We start from the raw sequence: 18,173 nt of genomic DNA, 5'->3' as shown, positions 1-18,173 counted from the left end.
TCAATTCTCCGAGGGCTTCTCAACGCGATCGATAACGATGGATTCAACGGGACCTTTGCCCGTCTTCAAGTTCAGGCCGAGGCCTTTCAGTGAAGTAATGATCGAAGAGGCAACATCGGCATTTGGATCGTCATCTTCGATGCCTGTTTGGAACTCGAAATCGTACGATCCCGGCAGTCCAGTCTCATCCAACACCGGCCGCGCTAACCAGGCACTGATGCGTGATGCCAGTTGCGGCATCGAAATGTTGAGACCACTGAGACCCGATGACCTTGGAACGCCACCTCCGATGCCTCCTGCCCAGGAATACTCATCCTTATCCTTCGGCGCTCGGAGGGTGAGCGTACTGTTGCCCGTTACCAATTTGTAGACAACCCCATCCTTGGTCTCACGATGAAACTTCAGTTGAAATCGATCTATCAAGAGCGATTGCAGCATCCTACGTTGCTCGACGTTGGGAGGGTTCTTCGGAATCACAGGATTCCATTTTGCTGGATTCTAAGGATTCCGGCGGCTTGGCTTGTAAGTCAAATCGCGCGCCACCAATCATGATCCAGGCCGGGCCACCCGAGATTTGCCATCTTTGAACGTCGAACGCAACCATGATCAAATACTGTACGAAGCACCCGTTGCAGGCCACCCTTCCTCCAGGATGGCTGTAGAAACCGTTCATCTCATTTTGCTTTGGCCCGGACGGTCTTATGGAGGCAACTTCAAACTGGGGTAACGTGGAAAGTGCGTTATCTGGCGGAGCCGCAACGCCCCCTTGTTGCGCTCCTGTCTGGCCTGACAAACTTCCCGCAGCGGCGATCGCAAGTGCTACCGCGATTAGCCTCAATTTTCTTCCGCAATTGCTTTTGGATGAGGCACGCTCGATTTCCATCTGGGTCAATCCCTTTCTGGCCGAGCACTCCGGTTGCTTCAAGCTAAATAGATCTTTAGCGCCACTCCATACTCGGGAACCCCGGCCAGTGATTCGGGGACTTTGATTTTCAGGCCACTTTCCGCCTGCCTCCATATTGGAGATTGCGTTGCGCCCAGTACTTCGACCTTGTCGATCTTTCCTGGCGAAGTCTCACTGGAAATCCCAAGTGCTTCAATGGTCATCTCCTCGCGCGGAAAACCAAGAAGAATGGCGTATAGTACGCGGTTGTCTTTCGATCGCGTGAACCGCACATCATTGGCTCCAAGCTTGGCGACTGTGTCGCCGTGGAACGCTCCGGCCTTTACTATGTTCGGCCCTTCACCGAAGATTTTCCAGGGGCGCGACTCAAAGATTGCTTCGGAGTTAACGCCCATCCATGCAGTGATCTTATCGAGAACTGCGATCTCCTTCGAGTCGATCGTGCCGTCGGGCCTGCCGGGAATGTTGAGTACGAAAACTCCGTTCTTGCTGACGGTGTCAACGAGCCAATGAATTACATCGCGTGGATGCAGATAACCGCCGAACTCGCCGGGCTTGTCGTAAAGGTCCCGATCGTAGTGCCAGCCTCCAATGCAGGTCTCCGACTGCCAGACGTACGGCATGATCTCACTGTTCAGACCACGCTCAAAGTCGGCGACAACTCCCTTGACCAGGTGTTCCGGCACATTCTTGATATTCGCAACCACATCGACCTTGCCACCTCGGGCGGCCACGCTGCGATTGTGGAAGTAGGCAGCAATATTCATTCCCGCCCAACCCAGTGGGAACATCGAATTGTCGAAGTAGAGGATGTCTGGATCATGCAGGTCGATGAGATCTCGGGTCCGATCGTAAAACTGCTTCACGTAGGAAGGATCGGGCAGAGCATTGGCGGGGTGCTTGGGTCCATAGAGCATCTGCGGATCCAATCCCTGCCACCATTCACTCTGGCTCTGATTCCGTGTGAGCTTTCCATCGTACGGAACTCCGGCATATGGTCCTGCCTTGTCCGCGGAATGGGAGGGTGCGAACCACCACCAGTTTCTCGCTTGATGGACGGTGACACCAAACCGCAGACCGCGATCCCTCGCCGCCTTGGCCCAGGTGCCGACGACATCGCGGTGCGGTCCGATTCTCATGGCGTTCCATGGATGATGCTTTGAGGCCCAGCAGTCAAAACCGTCATGATGATTCGCGAGGGAGAAGATGAAGCGTGCGCCCGCTTTCTTGTACCGGTCGATCAACGCCTCGGGCTCCCAGTTCAGAAGCGTCCATTGAGGGCACAGGTCCTTGTAGCCAAAACGGGAGGGATGGCCGTAGTGTTCCAGATGGTATTTGTACTGTTCAGTGTCGTCCAGATACATGTTCCGCGCATACCAGTCTCCCTTCTCTGGGACGCACTGCGGGCTCCAATGGGCCCAGATTCCGAACTTCGCGTCCTGATACCACTCCGGGGCGTCGTACTGCAGAAGCGAGTCCCAGGTCGGGGCATACGGGCCTTTACCCGCGAGGCCGGGTATTGGCGATTGCATCGGAACGCCATCCCATGACGAGGGCATCCCGGGAACTTTCTCAGGTGCTCCCCATGTATTTGCTTTCCAACTCGCAGGGTTCAGCTTTTCGCGGACGATCCGATCTCCGGAAACAACAGAGAAGAGCCGTTCAGATTCCGGAAGTGCGCAAAAGCTCGCGTAGTCACCACTCTCGGATTCGTTCATGCCAACCGTCAGTGATCTAGACCAACCTTTCCGATTGGCGATTGCGGTTGCAGCTGCTGTCAGAAGTTTGCAAAAATCCCGGCGATCCATTTCGTATTTAGCCTTTCAGTGTTCGAGAGACCGCAGTGTCTTGGAGTCAGCAAGTGCGGATGCTAGCGTCGCTTCGATTTCCAGCTTGGAAGAGGACGATAACCGAATGTATTTCCAGGCGGGCTGATTGCATTGAACCTAATAACGAGAAGCGTTGTTCGGCCGGTGTCAAGGCGAGCTTCTGATCTCCATCTCTATAGTTATGACTGATCAGCTCGATGTGCCGCTAGGTGCGTAACGGCTTGTTACAGGTAAAACGTACGGTCAAAAACGTCAAAAGGGAGCAGGAGAGGTAGCACTGCTGATTTATCTACCAGACCTTCACTGCCACAGCTCGGGAAGGCGAAGGAGATCCCTCAACAATGTCAGTTTCAATGACGACTTCCATATTCTTCTTTTCCCAACCGGCCGGAGCTCCGCGCAGTGCATTCGCCAAATCCTGTTCGTGAGAGATGAATCCCCCAGCAGCCTTGGTTCCCACCATGCCGACCCCACTGGCAATGACCAGGAACTGACCGGTTTTTGAATTCAGTAATCGAGCGACGAGAGCAAAGTCTTTGGTGCCGAGGCGGCCGTCAGTGCTGGCTTTCCAAACTTGGCCTGGCCTGGTGTGATCTTCGATCCAAAGGACCTCACCACTTTCTCTGAATCCGATCGGAAGATCCGACATTACGCGGTCAATCCATGGATTGTTGTACGCTCCGACCAGAATTGCAGGCGAACTACAGAGATCCTCATAGGTGTAATCATTACCGAGGCGGAGTTGAGTCAAACGGTGTTCGCCGGTAAAGAAGACCGACAATTCTTCCGCAGCGTAAGCATCATCTTTATTGATATAGAAATCGGCGAGGGGCGTAATGTCCTTCCACTTTAGAGGAGTGTCGGGGGCCAGTTGGAGAGGCGTCGCGTTACGCCTCGACAGGGAACTGTAGATGCCAGAGTGCGCCATGGGTGATTGCTGAAAGAGAATGGAGCTTACCGCATAGCTCACGGGCGAAGGTACGCAAATCAGAACAGGTTGTTTCGTCGCCGAAAGAGGTCTCCAGAATAGATCGAGGGTTGAAGGGCGATGAAAGTGGGACAGGATCAGGAACGTTGTGGCGGATCCGACAACCATAAGAGCCACTAATAATCCAATGATTCGCCGGCGACCAAAACGGTTCGGACGTACCAGTGGTTGCTGGACTACCTCAACTTCCTGGGCCGACGGGGCCGAGGGTACAGGCTGCCTCCAGTGAAATTTTGGAATATAGGAGCCGACTGGAATCTCGATCCGAACTTCAGGCGCCTCTTCCTCTTCGGCGTAGAACTGCGCGAGCCGTCGTCTTACCTCTGCCGCTTTCACGCGGACAATCGGATCGTCGCTGGTAATGTAAGTTGGATTGCGATGGAAGAGGTTGATGCCTATCGATCGCTCTTTCAGTAACTCTTCGCGACCCTGAAGACCATGCTCCACCACATAGGAGAGAAATTCTTTCGAGCGAGCGCTGTTGCAGAACGAATGGCTGTCTTGAATCCGTCTAAGCTGTTCGAATACAGCCGCATTCGAATTCTCACCCGGAACAGGAGTTCCATTGTTGAGCTCTGAATTACGAGATTTCGTTTCGCTATTCATTCTCTTCGGATCGTTCATGCGCATCGATTACGAGGTCATGCGGCAATGGCAACTTTCTACCCGTGATCACAACGTTCGAGGTCTAGAATCCTCATTCGTTCACCTTGGTGCGACTACCTTTTCTACCATTTGGCAAACGTTGTCTTTAACGCTGACTGATTATAACCTAGGATTATCGTCAGGTTTTTATCGATGCGTAAAACATAATTAATCAATGGTTTACCAGTGGTCAGAGGTGCATACATCCCTGTAACGCGCCGTTACGTACCTAGACCGCGGTTAATCAACTCAACTACAAGTCCGTTCGACAGCTCGGCAAGCGTTTTTAGTGCGTCAAATTGCGGGAACTATTCGCACAGAGATTCCACGCGGTTCGCCGAGCTCGAAATAAGGGTTCAATCGGCAGGCAATTGAGAGTAATCGCCCATGGCTCGGAGGAAAGCAATCCGGGCCTGATAGCGAGGGTTACTTGGTGCCCTTCTCAGATGTGCAGCGCCAGACGCAGGTTTCCCAATTGCTTCCGACGCGGCAGGCACCGAGGTCCTAATGATTCGACCAGCCCCTAAGAGGGGTCAGATTTGGAAACGTTTGCAGCTATGGCAGGCAAACGAGGGATCGAGAAGAATTCGACAGATTTTGTAGGAGGCAGACGAATGCAAGTAGACAGAATCAGAAACGCAAGGCGCAGGACCGGGACTCAAATGTTCGGCCTGATGCTTTCGTCGTTGCTCCTGGCTTCCGGCGCGACCGGTTGGTCACAGGCAACGCAGCAGTTCACTGGACAAGTCGCTGATCACACTGGGGCCGTGATTCCAGGAGCTCAAGTGATAGTCCACAATAAGGCGACCGGTGTAGACACAAAAACGGTCACCACGAGCACGGGCGCCTATACAGTTTCCTATCTGATCCCAGGAGTCTACGACATAACGGTCTCGAAAGAAGGGTTCTCCACTTCGCAGAAGACCGACATCCAGCTCAATGTCGCCCAGACTTCGACAATTGATTTCACGCTGGAAGTGGGAGCTACAAGCCAGGTAGTCACGGTCAATGCAAGCAACGCGCAGGTCGAACTCTCCAAGTCCGACATAGGTGAGGTCATCGATAACGAGCGCGTTACAGAAATGCCTCTCGATTCGCGCAACCCCTTTGGGCTGTTCGATCTCAGCCCCGGAACGCACGATTTCTCCAGTTCGCAATATCCTCGGCCGTTCGACAACGTGACGGGCAACCAGTATGTCAACGGTTCGCCGCAAGTGAGTACGACCAATGTCGACGGCATTGGCAACGACACGGCGGACGCGGGGAGGGCGGGGTATGTGCCCTCCGTCGATGCCGTCAGGGAATTCAAAATTGTGTTGAACGCATACGACGCCTCCTACGGACATTCAGGAGGGTCCTCGGTTGACGTGTCATTGAAGTCGGGCACCAACCAGTTACATGGCTCTGCGTACGATTTCATGCGCCGGACCTGGCTCGACACCACGGATTTCCAGTCTAATTTCAATGATTCCAAGAAAGCTCAACACAAGCGCGATCAATATGGCTTCGAATTGGATGGGCCGGTGCTCATTCCGCATGTATACAAGGGAAACGATAAATTGTTCTTCCTTGCCACTTTCGAGAAAATGAATGACACCCTGCCCAACCCGTCGTACAACACATATTCATTTCCCAATCCAGCGTGGCTCACTGGCGACTTCAGCACGGCCACGTATTGGAATAGTACGACGCAGAGTCTGCAACCGCTGATCATTTACGATCCACTCACGCCGCTGCAAACCATCGTCGATCCAATCGATGGAAAGACGAAGCAGGCGCATTCGCCATTCCCGGGCAACATCATTCCCACGAACCGGATTGATCCAGTTGCAACGAACATTCTGTCGTTTCTCAGCTATCTGAAGCCGAACGTCGATCCAGGACCCGGTTTTGCTCCCTGGACCAACAATTATCAAAATTTGCAGGTTGAAAACGACGGCTGGCATAATGCCGCCTTCAAGATCGACTTCAATCCGAGCGAGAAGAACATGTTCTCGTTTCGTTATAGTAATCAGGCCCGCTCCATCTATGCCACCTGGGGTGTGGGCGCACCCAAAGATGATCCAGCTAATGGCAACGGGCAAGGTACAGCGCCAGCAGCGCAAACCTATGCCGTTCAATGGACGCACATCTTCAGTCCGAGACTCCTGTTTAACGTTGGCGTCAGTGCAATGAATTTCGACAACAATCAGCTCCAGGGTTCAGCACTGAGCTATAACATGTCAGCCAAGTTGGGATTTGCCCCAGCCTTCTACAATCAACTCGCGAATAACAATCATTTCCTCGATATCTCCTCGAACGGCCTTCCCAACGCGTCGAACTTTGTCGAGTTGGGTGCTGGCTGGCTAGGGTATTCCGGCGACAGGCACGCTCTTGATTTCCTTCCGGCGGTGACCTATGTCAAGGGTGCGCACACACTTCGTGCAGGAGTGAATGTCAACTTCAGCCAGTGGGACAATCCGCAGGGGGGCAATGGCAACGGCTTCAACTTCTCGTCGAATTTCACGAACGAATACTGGAATTCACCGGATGCGCCTGGTTACAGCAGTGGAATGTCGATTGCCTCTTTGCTGCTCGGTTACCCGAATTCCGGCACGATGAACTGGAATACCTATCAGTTCTGGTCACAGCACTACTTCGCGCCGTGGATCCAGGACGATTGGAAAGTGACGAGGAAACTGACGTTAAACCTCGGTCTTCGTTGGGACCTCACAACGCCAGAGGTGGAACGCCACAACAAGACGACTGGGGCTTTCGACCCGACGGTCCTGAACCCGGTCTCTGCGCAGATCGCTTCCGGTTCTGCCGCACTTGGAACAAACACGAACCTCCAGGGTGGTTTGACCTTCGCAGGCGTCAGCGGTCAGCGTAGAGGCGCCTACAGGATGAACAAGCTGGACATTCAGCCTCGCCTCGGCTTCGCCTACGCGATTTCTGAAAGGATGTCCGTACGCGGTGGAACCGGTTTGACCTATATCTCCGATCAGGCGGGTAACGATGCGGATGGTTTCAGCAGTTCGGCCAGCTATACAAACTCGCTCGACAACGGAGTCACTCCATACACATCCACAACTGGACAAGGACTCAGCAATCCTATCGCGGTCGTGCCTCAGCCAAGTGGCGCGTCCTTGGGCTACTTGCAGGACCTTGGCAAGTCATTCAGGTTCTACAACCCGAACTACCATATTCCCGGTCTTTGGTCCTGGAGCTTGACCTACGAAATAGCCCCCACAAAATACGACACATTCTCTGTCAGCTATATCGGCAACCGGGTTCCAAACGGTCCTGTGGACTCCAACATCAACCAGATTTCACCGCAGTGGAACGCCCAGTGCGACGTTGAGCGGGGTGGTGATCGTCAGCTCTGCGACTCCTCTGCTGGTCAGGTCGCCAACCCGTTCCTGAACTTGGCCGGCTTTGCCGGGACGGGCTATTACAACTCGTCCACGCTTTCGAAGGCCAACTTCACCCGGCCGTTCCCACAGTTTGGAGATATTACTGAGAGGGGGGCCAGTAATGACGGAAAGTCCTGGTACAACTCTTTCCAGGCCGTGGCAGCGCATCAGTTCTCACACAACCTGACACTCCATGCAACCTACACGCATGCAAAAGCCTTCACTTCCGGAGGCTGGGTGGATCAGCTCAACCATGTCTTAGCTCGCCAGATCAGCACGTCAAACGATGTCAACCACTCGATTACATTCTCGGGAGTTGGAACCTTGCCGTTCGGTAGAGGTCGCCTTCTCTTGCCGAATGCAAATCGGTTTGTTGATACGGTTGTCAACGGTTGGACAATCGCCCCGCTCTACACCTACTACAGCGGTTTTGCCTGGATTCCTAAGGACTCCGGCGGTTCCCAGGGAGTTCCGCTTTATGACACCGCGGGCAACTGGGAGACGGCGTCAGGAGGACCGATTACCAAATCGATGGCCGTTGGCCACACGATTCTGCCTCCCGACAGTACACACAAGGACAGCAGAATCCGCGGTGTAACTTCCTGTGTCGGTTACAAAGACACTGACACGGGCGCAATCATCCCCAGCCCCGCGGCTACGGCGGCGGGTTGCTCCAACATCGATTTTGTGCGAACTCCGAACTCGTACGCCGTGGGAAGACAAAATGTAAACTTTGGCGTCCGTCAGCCTGGTGCGTACAAGTTCGATATGGCAGTGTCGAAGAATTTCGCCATTGCCGAGGGCTCCAGAATTCACCTTGGAGATTCGATGAGCCTGCAAATCCGTGCCGATTTACTCAACGCCTTTAACCACCCGGCTTGGGACGAAGGGTTCAATAACGATCCGACCAGCATCGACTGGGGAACGATCAGGAAGGGACCCAGCGGTCCAACCAATACACCCAGGTATCTTCAATTGTCAGCCCGGCTGAGCTGGTAGTGCGAAAGGCCGGACCCGCAACACGGGCCCGGCCTTCACGCGTTATTTCACGACACGCTAACCCTCAACATTTAGAGATCGATCCCTCCACCAATTCCAGAGTTATTCACAACAAGTTCCGCGGGCAGTTCAGAACGTAAACGAAATGGGGCTTCAAAGTACGGACGGAAGCACTATTATTGCGAACGAGTTCACGCGGGACTTTCGCGGGTACTGACGCGATTGAGCCTCATATCCTTAGAACGGCAAAATGACTCGCTGTGTCAGTGGCACTTAATCCGTCAACGCCTGCGACTCTATTCCAGTATTGTTTGCCAGAGGAGCCATGAAGAAGAACGTTCAGCAAGTGAGCCGCCAGGTGTGCAGATCTTGGATCATCCGAGTTTCTATATCGTCTCTCGTCACCTTAGCGACCGTGGCTTCAACGTCTGTTGCACAGACACCGGCAGCGCATCCCAGCTGGCCAGGTCCCGGGCAGCTGTTTGTTGGAACCTGCTATCAACCCATCGACCGTTCACCGGAGGAGATCGATCACGATATTTCCATTATGAAGCACGCAGGATTTTCGGTGGTGCGCATGGGCGATCTATCGTGGGATTCGTTTGAGCCTTCGCCGGGGCAATTCAAATTCGAATGGTTCGACAAGATCATGGACAAGATGCAGGCCAACGGCATTCGCGTGATTCTGGACATTCCTGGCTCGCCTGCGCCTATCTGGCTGCATCGCAAGTACCCAGGTGTCGATATCGTGAACCAGTATGGCGAGCGCAGGCCGCCCGCAGAGCGCTATATGGATGACGTCAGCGACCCCGATTATGTGCGGGAGATTGGTGTCTTCGCCGACAAGCTTACGAAGCGATATGCAAACCACCCTGCAGTCATCGCCGTGGGCTATGACAATGAGATTGGGAATGGATTCATGTCTTATTCGGAGTCCGACCGTCAGCGATTCATTGCATGGCTGAAGCAACGGTACGGAACGATTGACGAGCTTAACAAGGCCTGGGCCACGCAGCGATGGTCGCGCAGGCTACCCAGCTTCGACGACGTCGACCTTCCTCTCGCCGACGGACCGGGTCCGCCCGAACGCTATCTTGACCTGCATCGTTATTGGTCGGATGTATCCGTTGCGCGTCTTAAGGAACTCGATGCCATTCGCCAGCGGAACATGCCCGACATTCCGTCGATATCCAATCTCTGGGACAATGCTCCCCGTCGAGGCTTCGATTACTTGAGCACATACAAATCCTACGTGTCGTATGGAGCGGAAGGCCTCTATCCGAGCGACCCTGTCAGCGGCGCTTTCGGGGCCCTGATGATCAAAGGGGATTTGGCAACGCCTATCTGGTTCAACGAGTTCACTGCAGGTGGCGGGGGATTCTATGGAACCCCGGGCCGGAGCCGCATGTATGCCTATCTGGGATTGATGATTGGCGCACAAGGGACACTTGCCTGGACCTTCAACAGCCATCTCGGAGGGGAGGAGCAGGCGCTTTTCGGGCTGCTCGATCACGACGGCAGGCCTTCGTGGAAGGTCGACGAATTTGCACGCATTGCTTCGGACTTCCGCGAGCTTTCAAAATATGGCTTCCCGCGTTATCTACATCCCGAAGTCGCGATTGCCTATTCATTCGATTCATTCGTGGATTCGCACCCGAATGGTCCTTCCAACACAACGCTCCAGTACTTTGCGCCTTCTTACGCCGAACAGGTGCAGAGTGCATTTGAGCCATTCTTTCGCGCGAATATTGATACGGCCATCATCAACATAGGTCATGACAGCCTTTCGTCTTACAAGCTCGTCGTTGTGCCGGCAGACTACGTCATGGACGCTGCGAGTGCAAAGGCTATTCGTGATTATGTCAGCGGAGGCGGAACTGTGTTGATGACCGCATTCTCCGCGAAGGTTGATGAACACGGACAGTGGTTCGATACACCACTGCCAGGCAGACTGAATGACGTTTTCGGCCTGCGCACTTCGCAATTCTATAAGCCGGAAGAAGCCCCACAATTCGAGCTCGACGGAAAGCTTGTGAAGGGGCACATTCGCTTCTATGAAGTTCTGGAGCCCGAAACTGCGGTGACATTGGCGAAGTTCACCAACATAACTGGCCAACCGCCCGCGGTCACGGTGAATAAGTACGGTAAAGGGCAGGCGATCTATTTGGCTGCACCGGCACAGCCAGCCTTCATCGATGCGATTCTTCGGAAGATAAGCGATCCGCTGGGGATTCAACCGGGGCCCAGTACTCCAGAGGGGGTTTATGCCCGGGTGGTGGATGGTCGCACCCTCTATGTCAATACGACGGATGCGGTGAAGACTGTGATGCTCGGCAAGAAAGCGCGTGGGGTGCTCTCTCACAACTCATATGACAACGAGATGAAACTCGGTCCATACGAGGCTGAGCTCGTGCAGTAGGTCCGTCGGAAAGGCGTCAGGTATTCGAGCATGCGTGTTGCACCAATGCGAAAGACCGCGCTGTTAGTGAAGGGAAAGAGCTCGAAATGAAGAATGGAATCGGCCGCTTCGATCGAAGGAAGTTTGTGACCGGCAGTATGAGTTTGCTGGCCGTCGGAAGCAGGGCAGCGGCTCAGCGCGTGCCGTCCCGGCAAGCAGGCACATATGTGGATCCCAACTTCGCAGGTGATCCGATCGTTGGGCCCTTCCGGCCGAACTGGGAGTCGCTGAAGGCCTATCAGTGTCCCGAGTGGTTTCGCGACGCGAAGTTCGGGATATGGGCTCACTGGAGTCCCCAGTGCGTTCCAGAGCAGGGAGACTGGTACGCCCGCGGAATGTATGTGCAGGGAAGCCAACAATATGAGTACCACGTCAAGACCTATGGACATCTTTCGAGATTCGGCTACAAGGACATTTGCAATCTCTGGCACGCAGAGAACTGGAATCCAGAGGAGTTGATTAGGCTCTATGCTAAAGCGGGCGCCAAATACTTCGTCGCACTCGGCAACCACCATGACAACTTCGATTGCTGGAACTCCAAACACCAGCCATGGAATGCAGTAAACGTTGGGCCAAAGAGGGACATCGTCGGAACATGGGAGAAGGTCGCGCGCGCTCATGGGCTCAAGTTTGGCGTCACGTTTCATGGTACCCCCGGACGCGTTTGGAGGGAGTTCATGCCCGTTCGATACGACAGCGACGCCACAGGTGCGCTCAAAGGGGTGTCCTACGACGGCGTCCTCACCAAGGCGGATGGAAAGGGCAAGTGGTGGGACGGCATGGACCCTCAACAACTCAATGGCTATCCCCACGACAAGGGTGACCCGTGCCCGGATTTTGTAGACCATTTCATGCTACGGGTGCAGGACATCATCGATCAATACGATCCGGATCTTCTCTACTTCGACGATAACTGCGACTGGGATTTTGATGCCGGAGCACCATCAGGGAAAGAACTGAACGTTTGGCTTGGCATCCCGGAACTGACGCCGCCCATCATGGCCTATTACTACAACGCCAGCATCCGCCGCAATGCAGGCAAACTCGAAGGCGTATTCAACATCAAGAACGTTCCGAAAGCGGTATGGGGCACCTTGGTTCGTGACTTCGAGATGAGTCAAGCGCAAGGACAACAGACGGCTCCCTGGCAGACAGATGCCTGTATCGGAGGCTGGCATTACAGCCGCTGGATCTTCGAGAACCACAAATATCACACCCCGCAGTCTATGGTGCATCTGCTGGCTGACGTGGTCAGCAAGAACGGTAATCTCCTGCTGAACATTCCACTACCAGGCCATGGAAGACCCGACACAGATGAATACGCATTCTTGAACGATTTCGGTGAATGGATGCGCCTTAACGGCGAGGCAATCTATTTCACGCGACCTTGGAAGGTAGATGCGGAGGGTCCGACGAAAGGCGCCGGCGCCAAAGCATATGGCGCACTTCCGACTTATGTGCCCGGCGACATACGCTTCACGACAAAGGGTGACACACTCTATGCCATAGCACTGGCCTGGCCCGAGAATGGCAAGCTGGTGATCAAATCTCTCAGTTCAGATTCGCCCCACTACCCTGGCAAAATCGCGAGAGTTGGACTGCTGGGGTCGGAATCCAGTCTTCAATGGTCTCGGAATTCAGATGGAATCACGGTAAATCTTCCGTCAAAGCAGCCGTGCAACTACGCCTATGTTTTCAAGATCAATTCGGCCGGCGTCTGATGCACGGTCCTCACTCACAGAGGTGTCGCTTTGAGAACCTTATTCCCAAAGGTGCCGAAGGAGGCCAGGCACCGACTAGGTGACCAACAAGCCGCGGTCTTATTTCCGCTTAGGCGAAGGTCACTTTGAGCACAGCGGCGTAATCGACCGCTGGTTTATAGAGCTTTGGAAGTTCGATCTTCAGAGCATCGGTCTGCTGCTTCCAACTCACTGTCTGGTCGGTCCCGAGGAGTTCGAGCTTCGCAACTTTCCCTGGGTTTGTTGCAGATGAGAGTCCCAGAGACTGTACGGTGAACGACTCTGTCGGCCATCCCAGCACTAGCGTATAGATCACCGTCCCGGATTTGTTGCAAGTGAACCGGATATCCTTCTCTCCAAGTTTGCTCACGCTCCCACCCTGGAAGGACCCCGCCTTTATGCTGTTGGGGCCTTCACCGTAAACCTTCCATGGTCGGGTCTCATAAATTGCCTCACCATTGAATTGCATCCATGCGGTGATACCGTCGAGAACAGCGATTTCCTTGTCATCAATGGTTCCGTCGGGCCTGCCGGGAACATTCAGGATGAACGTGCCGTTCTTGCTCACAGTGTCAATGAGCCAGTGGATCACGTCCTGCGGGGGCAGATAGCCTCCATATTTACCCGGCTTCTCGTAGAGAAAACGGAGATAATGCCAGGCTCCGATGCAGGTCTCCGACTGCCAGGGATGCTTCATGATCCCAGCAGTGAGCCCTCGTTCATAATCGGCGACAACCGCTTTGGCAAGCCGGTCCGGAACATCCTTGACGTTGAGAACGGCTTCGTTCTTGCCGCCGTTTTGTCGAAGGCTGTGGTTGTAAAAGTACGCGCCGATATTCATCCCTGCCCAGCCGAGCGGCAGCAGCGAGTCGTCGAAGTAAAGCAGGTCGGGATTGTGCTGGTCGATGAGATCGCGTGTCCTGTCGTAGAAGTTCTTGACATAAGATGTGTCGGGCAATGCGCTGGCCGGGTGCTTCGCGCCATAGAGCCGCTGAGGATCGAGCCCCTGCCACCACTGATCTTTGCCTTCCGCTTGGGTAAGATGACCATCGTATGGAACGCCAGAGTTTGGGCCGGACGTGTCGGCGCCATGCGACGGTTGGAACCACCACCAGTTGCGTGCCTGGTGCACGGTCACCCCAAATCGCAGACCCTGCTTTCGCGCTGCCGCAGCCCAGCCGCCGATTACATCACTGTGCGGGCCGATTGCAGCGGCATTCCAAGGCTGATGCTTTGAGTCCCACGCGTCGAAGCTGTCGTGGTGATTGGCCAGAGCGACAAATATCTTCGCGCCCGCATTTTTGTAGCGCGTAATCAACTCGTCCGGATCCCAATTCAGCAGGGTCCACTGTGCGCAAAGATCCTTGTACCCGAACCGCGAAGACGGGCCGAAGTGTTCAAGCTGGTATTTGTATTGGCGCTGGTCCTCGATATACATATTGCGCGCATACCAGTCCCCGGCTTCGGCAACGCACTGCGGGCTCCAGTGAGCCCATATGCCAAACTTCGCGTTCTGGTACCAATCCGGCGCTTCGTACTCGAGCAACGAATCCCAGGTGGGTTTGAATGGCCCCTCGCCCGCAAGATCCGGAATAGGCGAGTTCAAGGGCACATCATCCCACAGTCCGCCGGCGATCGACTGGTCCGGAGGGCTGTAGTTCCAAGCTGGAGGCTGCCATGCAGCATCATCGAGTTGCTCCGCGATGATTTTTCCATCGAGGACTCGGTAGAAGACTCTTTTTTCCGGCGGCAACGCACAGAATTGAGCGTAGTCCTGTGTGTATTGGTTGAACCCACTCGGTAATCCGGGCTGGCTCTCCGGTGCAGCCTGCCCCGACGATGGTACAGCTTTCGATGCCGCGGCGATCGCAAGTAGTTTGCAGAAATCCCGTCTGTGCATGAATTCTCCTTTGGTCTCCGAGCGACACTCATCGTGCTGTGGCAGGCCATCATCGTGCGGCAGCGAGTCGCGGCGGTGAAGGCCAAGAGCGAAATTGCAGCACCGGTCATGCGACCGAGGGGCCACGAGTCAGCGTGTTCCTGATTCGGCGCCAGTGCAGGTGCAACCTAAGGAAAAACTGTCCGAGACTTGCCGCGGTTATTTGACTCGATTCGCGACAAGATCTTCTTCAGCAAAATCGCCCACGTTGCGGTGTAGCTTGATCGAGTCACCCGAGACCGTGCCCGTGTACTTGATCGCAATTGTCTGTCCGTTGAAATCCAGGGTTTCATCGAATGAGATCTCATTGCCCTTGATCGTGCCGTTGGTGATATCGGTTGTTCCGCGGTCGTTCTTCGCCGTGCCGGTAAGCTTTTCGCCGTCCACCTTAAATGTGTAGGTGTAATGCTGCTCGCCGATCTGCGTGTTGAATGTTGCGGTCCATTGTCCGGTCAAGTCGGCGGCCCAAGAGGTCAGGGCAAGCCCCGCGGCCAATATTGTCAGGAGCACTATGTTGCGAAATCTGTTCACTGGATTCTCCTTTTCGATTGTTGGTCCATGATTGCCCAGTTTGTTTGCTTGCTGACGCTACTCGGGTAAGTCCACCTGACCCTCAATATGGAATCTGCCATTGACGGTCGGCGCGCCCGTGTCCGGCTGTCCCCCTCCGATGCTGATGGTGTAATCACCTTGCGCGATGATTGGGTGTCCATCCTCAGTCACGGTGCCCAGGTCGCGGTCCTTCAGATCGAAATGAACCTTCTGGCTCGCACCCGCTTCGAGATGAACTCTTTCAAATCCGCGGAGAGCGATGCGTGGCGCACCCTTCAACGCGGGGAATTTGAGGTAGACCTGCACGACTTCATCTCCTGCGACTTTGCCTGTGTTGGTGACCGTCGCATCGGCACTGACGGGCTGGCCGGCCGCCGCTTGCAATGGAACACTGAGATCGCTGTACTTAAAGGTTGAATAGCTCAATCCATAGCCGAAAGGATAGAGGGGCTTGGCATCGAAGTACCGGTAGGTTCGGTTGGCCATGCCGTAGTCTTCAAAGTTCGGTAACTGGCTGACGCCGGTGTAGAACGTAACCGGCAGCCGGCCCGCAGGATTATTCTTTCCACTCAGCGTTTCAGCAACTGCCGCACCGCCCTCTTCTCCCGGGTACCATGCGTCGAGAACGGCGTTGGCGTGCTCATTGATCCAGTTGACAGCCAGTGCGCTGCCGTTCAGGAGAACCACGCCGAGCGGTTTTCCGGTCGCGGCCGCGGCTTCGACCAATTCCTCTTCCGGCTGGGGAAGATCGATGCTGGTGCGATCTCCGCCGAGAAATCCTGGTTCGGTCACGGGCATTTCTTCGCCTTCGAGCTGGCTGGTGATGCCAACGACGGCAATTACGGCATCCGCATTTCTGGCAGCGGTAATGGCTTCCTGCGAAGGAGCGCCGTTGTACCGGGTCCAGATTAGTTCGGCATGGGGCTTGCTGTTTCTGGTTCCATAAGAGATCTCGAGCTCGACCTTGTGCCCCTTTTCGAGGTGGACGCGGCCCACGCCCGATGAGAGTCCTCGCGAGCCACCGCCGAACGCCGTCGCTACCTGCTTGCCATCAACCGCAAGCCTTCCGAATCCTTCGCAGCGGATGCCGAGAAGAAAGTCTCCTGTTTCGGTGGGCGTCAGAAATCCTGACCACTGTGCGCCAAACGTCTTCTTCCCGGCAACTTCTGCCGGCAGACTATTTTCAGTGAGCTTGACATTGGCTTCCGTACGGCTGATGAGCGGTTTTGTATTCGCTTCCCCCGTCGCAGGTCCGCGCCGCATTCCTTCGTTGTAGTCAGCCTTCAGGCCGGGCTTGCCATCGGGAGTCGTAAGCAGGCTATCTGGCACAGATGTTCCATCCGTGCGCAGGAACTGAGTTCCGGGGACGAACGTGACGATTGCGTTGGGAAACTCAGCGCGTATGCCGTCGAGGATGGAGACGGTATGCGTGGGCTGACCAGCATAGTTTCCGATCAGCGGCCGGGTCTGGTCGGCCAGTGGGCCTATGACGGCGATCTTTTTGATCTCCGCCTTTAGGGGAAGCAGACCGTCGTTTTTGAGCAGGACCATGGACTCGTTCGCGAGTTTGCGTGCGTGCGCGCGGTGCTCGGCGCTATCGAGTTCCTTCTCATCGATCTTGGTATAGGGAACCATGTCCGGCGGGTCAAACATGCCGAGCTTGATGCGCGCGGTGAACAGGCGGATTAGCGCCGTGTCCAGTGTGCTTTCAGGCAGGTATCCTTCTTGCACTGCGTCGATATAGGCCTTTTCGACGGGCTCTCCATACCTTGAGGTAAAGGTGACGCACTCGTTGTCCATGCCTCTGATCACGGAGATAGCCGCGCCCTGTGCCTGGGTTGGACGATAGCGATGATTGGCCGCTACGTCGCGAACCGCGTCGCAATCTGAAACTACATATCCATGGAAACCCCACTTGCCGCGCAATTGGTCCTGGAGCAAGTACTGGTTGGCGCATGCGGGCTCGCCATTGATTGCGTTGTACGCGCACATCACCGAGCCGGCTTTGCCTTCCACGACGGCAGCGCGGAATGCGGGTTCGTAAGTGTCGACCTGGTCGTGTTTACTGACGTCTACATCGGCGAAGTGGCGTGTCGGCTCAGGCCCGCTGTGTACGGCATAGTGTTTCGGGGTAGCAATGCCCAGGTAGTACTTTGGATCGTTGCCCTGCAATCCGGTTACATAAGCGACGCCCATGCGGCCGGACAGGAAGGGGTCTTCGCCGTAGGTTTCTTGACCGCGACCCCAGCGCGGATCGCGGAAGATGTTCAGATTGGGCGACCAGAAATCGAGGCCTCCCATGATGCCCGTGTGCCCTTCGCGAAGATTCTGCACATGCTTGATGCGGCCCTCAATGCCGATCTGCGCCGCCATGGTGTGAATCCCCGGCGCATCGAATGTGGCTGCAAGGCCGATGGGCTCGGGATACTCGGTGACACCCTCATTGATCACTCCGTGAAGGGCCTCGCTCCACCATTGGTATGCGGGAACCTTGAGCCGCGGAACGGCCGCGGAGTTGTTCTGCATTTGCGTTGCCTTCTCCGCGAGGGTCATTCGCCTCACCAGGTCTGCAGCCCTCTGTTCAGGTGTCAGATTGGTGTCCAGATATCCGGGTGTCGCTGAACCTTGTGCGATTGCTGTCGGTGCGGACAGGGCGAAGAAAAGCGTTCCCACTCCCAGCACAAGTCTCTGCATCATTTGCGTTGTGTATCTGCTCATGTGATCC

At 55.1% G+C, this 18,173-nt stretch carries 10 protein-coding genes; 3 read left to right on the top strand and 7 right to left on the bottom strand.

Annotation, left to right across the window (positions count from 1 at the left end; genetic code table 11):
* The 4 genes from WCA10_RS05815 to WCA10_RS05800 form a co-directional block, all read right to left on the bottom strand.
* Positions 1-423 (bottom strand): TIGR03435 family protein, encoded by a 423-nt coding sequence (locus WCA10_RS05815; RefSeq protein ID WP_472821560.1) that lies wholly within the window; start codon positions 421-423, stop codon positions 1-3.
* 16 nt (positions 424-439) lie between these two features.
* On the bottom strand, positions 440-883 hold the full coding sequence (locus WCA10_RS05810; protein ID WP_472821559.1) for a TIGR03435 family protein: 444 nt from the start codon (positions 881-883) through the stop codon (positions 440-442).
* 38 nt (positions 884-921) lie between these two features.
* Complete coding sequence (locus tag WCA10_RS05805) at positions 922-2,622, bottom strand: alpha-L-fucosidase (protein WP_472821558.1); 1,701 nt, start codon at positions 2,620-2,622, stop codon at positions 922-924.
* Positions 2,623-3,022: 400 nt separating this feature from the next.
* Positions 3,023-4,345, bottom strand: a complete 1,323-nt coding sequence (locus WCA10_RS05800) for a hypothetical protein (RefSeq protein ID WP_472821557.1) — start codon at positions 4,343-4,345, stop codon at positions 3,023-3,025.
* A gap of 578 nt (positions 4,346-4,923) precedes the next feature.
* Here WCA10_RS05800 and WCA10_RS05795 point away from each other — a divergent pair.
* From WCA10_RS05795 to WCA10_RS05785, 3 genes are all read left to right on the top strand, one after another.
* Positions 4,924-8,760 (top strand): outer membrane beta-barrel protein, encoded by a 3,837-nt coding sequence (locus WCA10_RS05795; protein ID WP_472821556.1) that lies wholly within the window; start codon positions 4,924-4,926, stop codon positions 8,758-8,760.
* Positions 8,761-9,085: 325 nt separating this feature from the next.
* Positions 9,086-11,179 (top strand): beta-galactosidase, encoded by a 2,094-nt coding sequence (locus tag WCA10_RS05790; RefSeq protein ID WP_472821555.1) that lies wholly within the window; start codon positions 9,086-9,088, stop codon positions 11,177-11,179.
* An 86-nt stretch (positions 11,180-11,265) separates the two neighbouring features.
* Positions 11,266-12,939 carry an alpha-L-fucosidase gene (locus tag WCA10_RS05785; protein WP_472821554.1) on the top strand — a complete coding sequence of 558 codons (1,674 nt, stop codon included), beginning with the start codon at positions 11,266-11,268 and terminating at the stop codon, positions 12,937-12,939.
* Positions 12,940-13,048: 109 nt separating this feature from the next.
* Here the strand turns inward: WCA10_RS05785 and WCA10_RS05780 are convergent, their stop codons facing one another.
* The 3 genes from WCA10_RS05780 to WCA10_RS05770 form a co-directional block, all read right to left on the bottom strand.
* The gene (locus WCA10_RS05780) at positions 13,049-14,857 is read right to left on the bottom strand and encodes an alpha-L-fucosidase (protein WP_472821553.1); all 1,809 of its coding nucleotides are present in this window, start codon (positions 14,855-14,857) and stop codon (positions 13,049-13,051) included.
* A gap of 198 nt (positions 14,858-15,055) precedes the next feature.
* The gene (locus WCA10_RS05775; RefSeq protein WP_472821552.1) at positions 15,056-15,427 is read right to left on the bottom strand and encodes a hypothetical protein; all 372 of its coding nucleotides are present in this window, start codon (positions 15,425-15,427) and stop codon (positions 15,056-15,058) included.
* A gap of 57 nt (positions 15,428-15,484) precedes the next feature.
* The gene (locus tag WCA10_RS05770; RefSeq protein ID WP_472821551.1) at positions 15,485-18,166 is read right to left on the bottom strand and encodes a glycoside hydrolase family 3 C-terminal domain-containing protein; all 2,682 of its coding nucleotides are present in this window, start codon (positions 18,164-18,166) and stop codon (positions 15,485-15,487) included.
* Positions 18,167-18,173: the final 7 nt, after the last annotated feature.

Origin of the sequence: Occallatibacter sp., assembly GCF_049582745.1 — a bacterium.
GTDB lineage: Bacteria > Acidobacteriota > Terriglobia > Terriglobales > Acidobacteriaceae > Telmatobacter.
The sequence above is the reverse complement of the archived record's forward strand: the minus strand, read 5'-3'. Positions and strand labels throughout refer to the sequence as shown.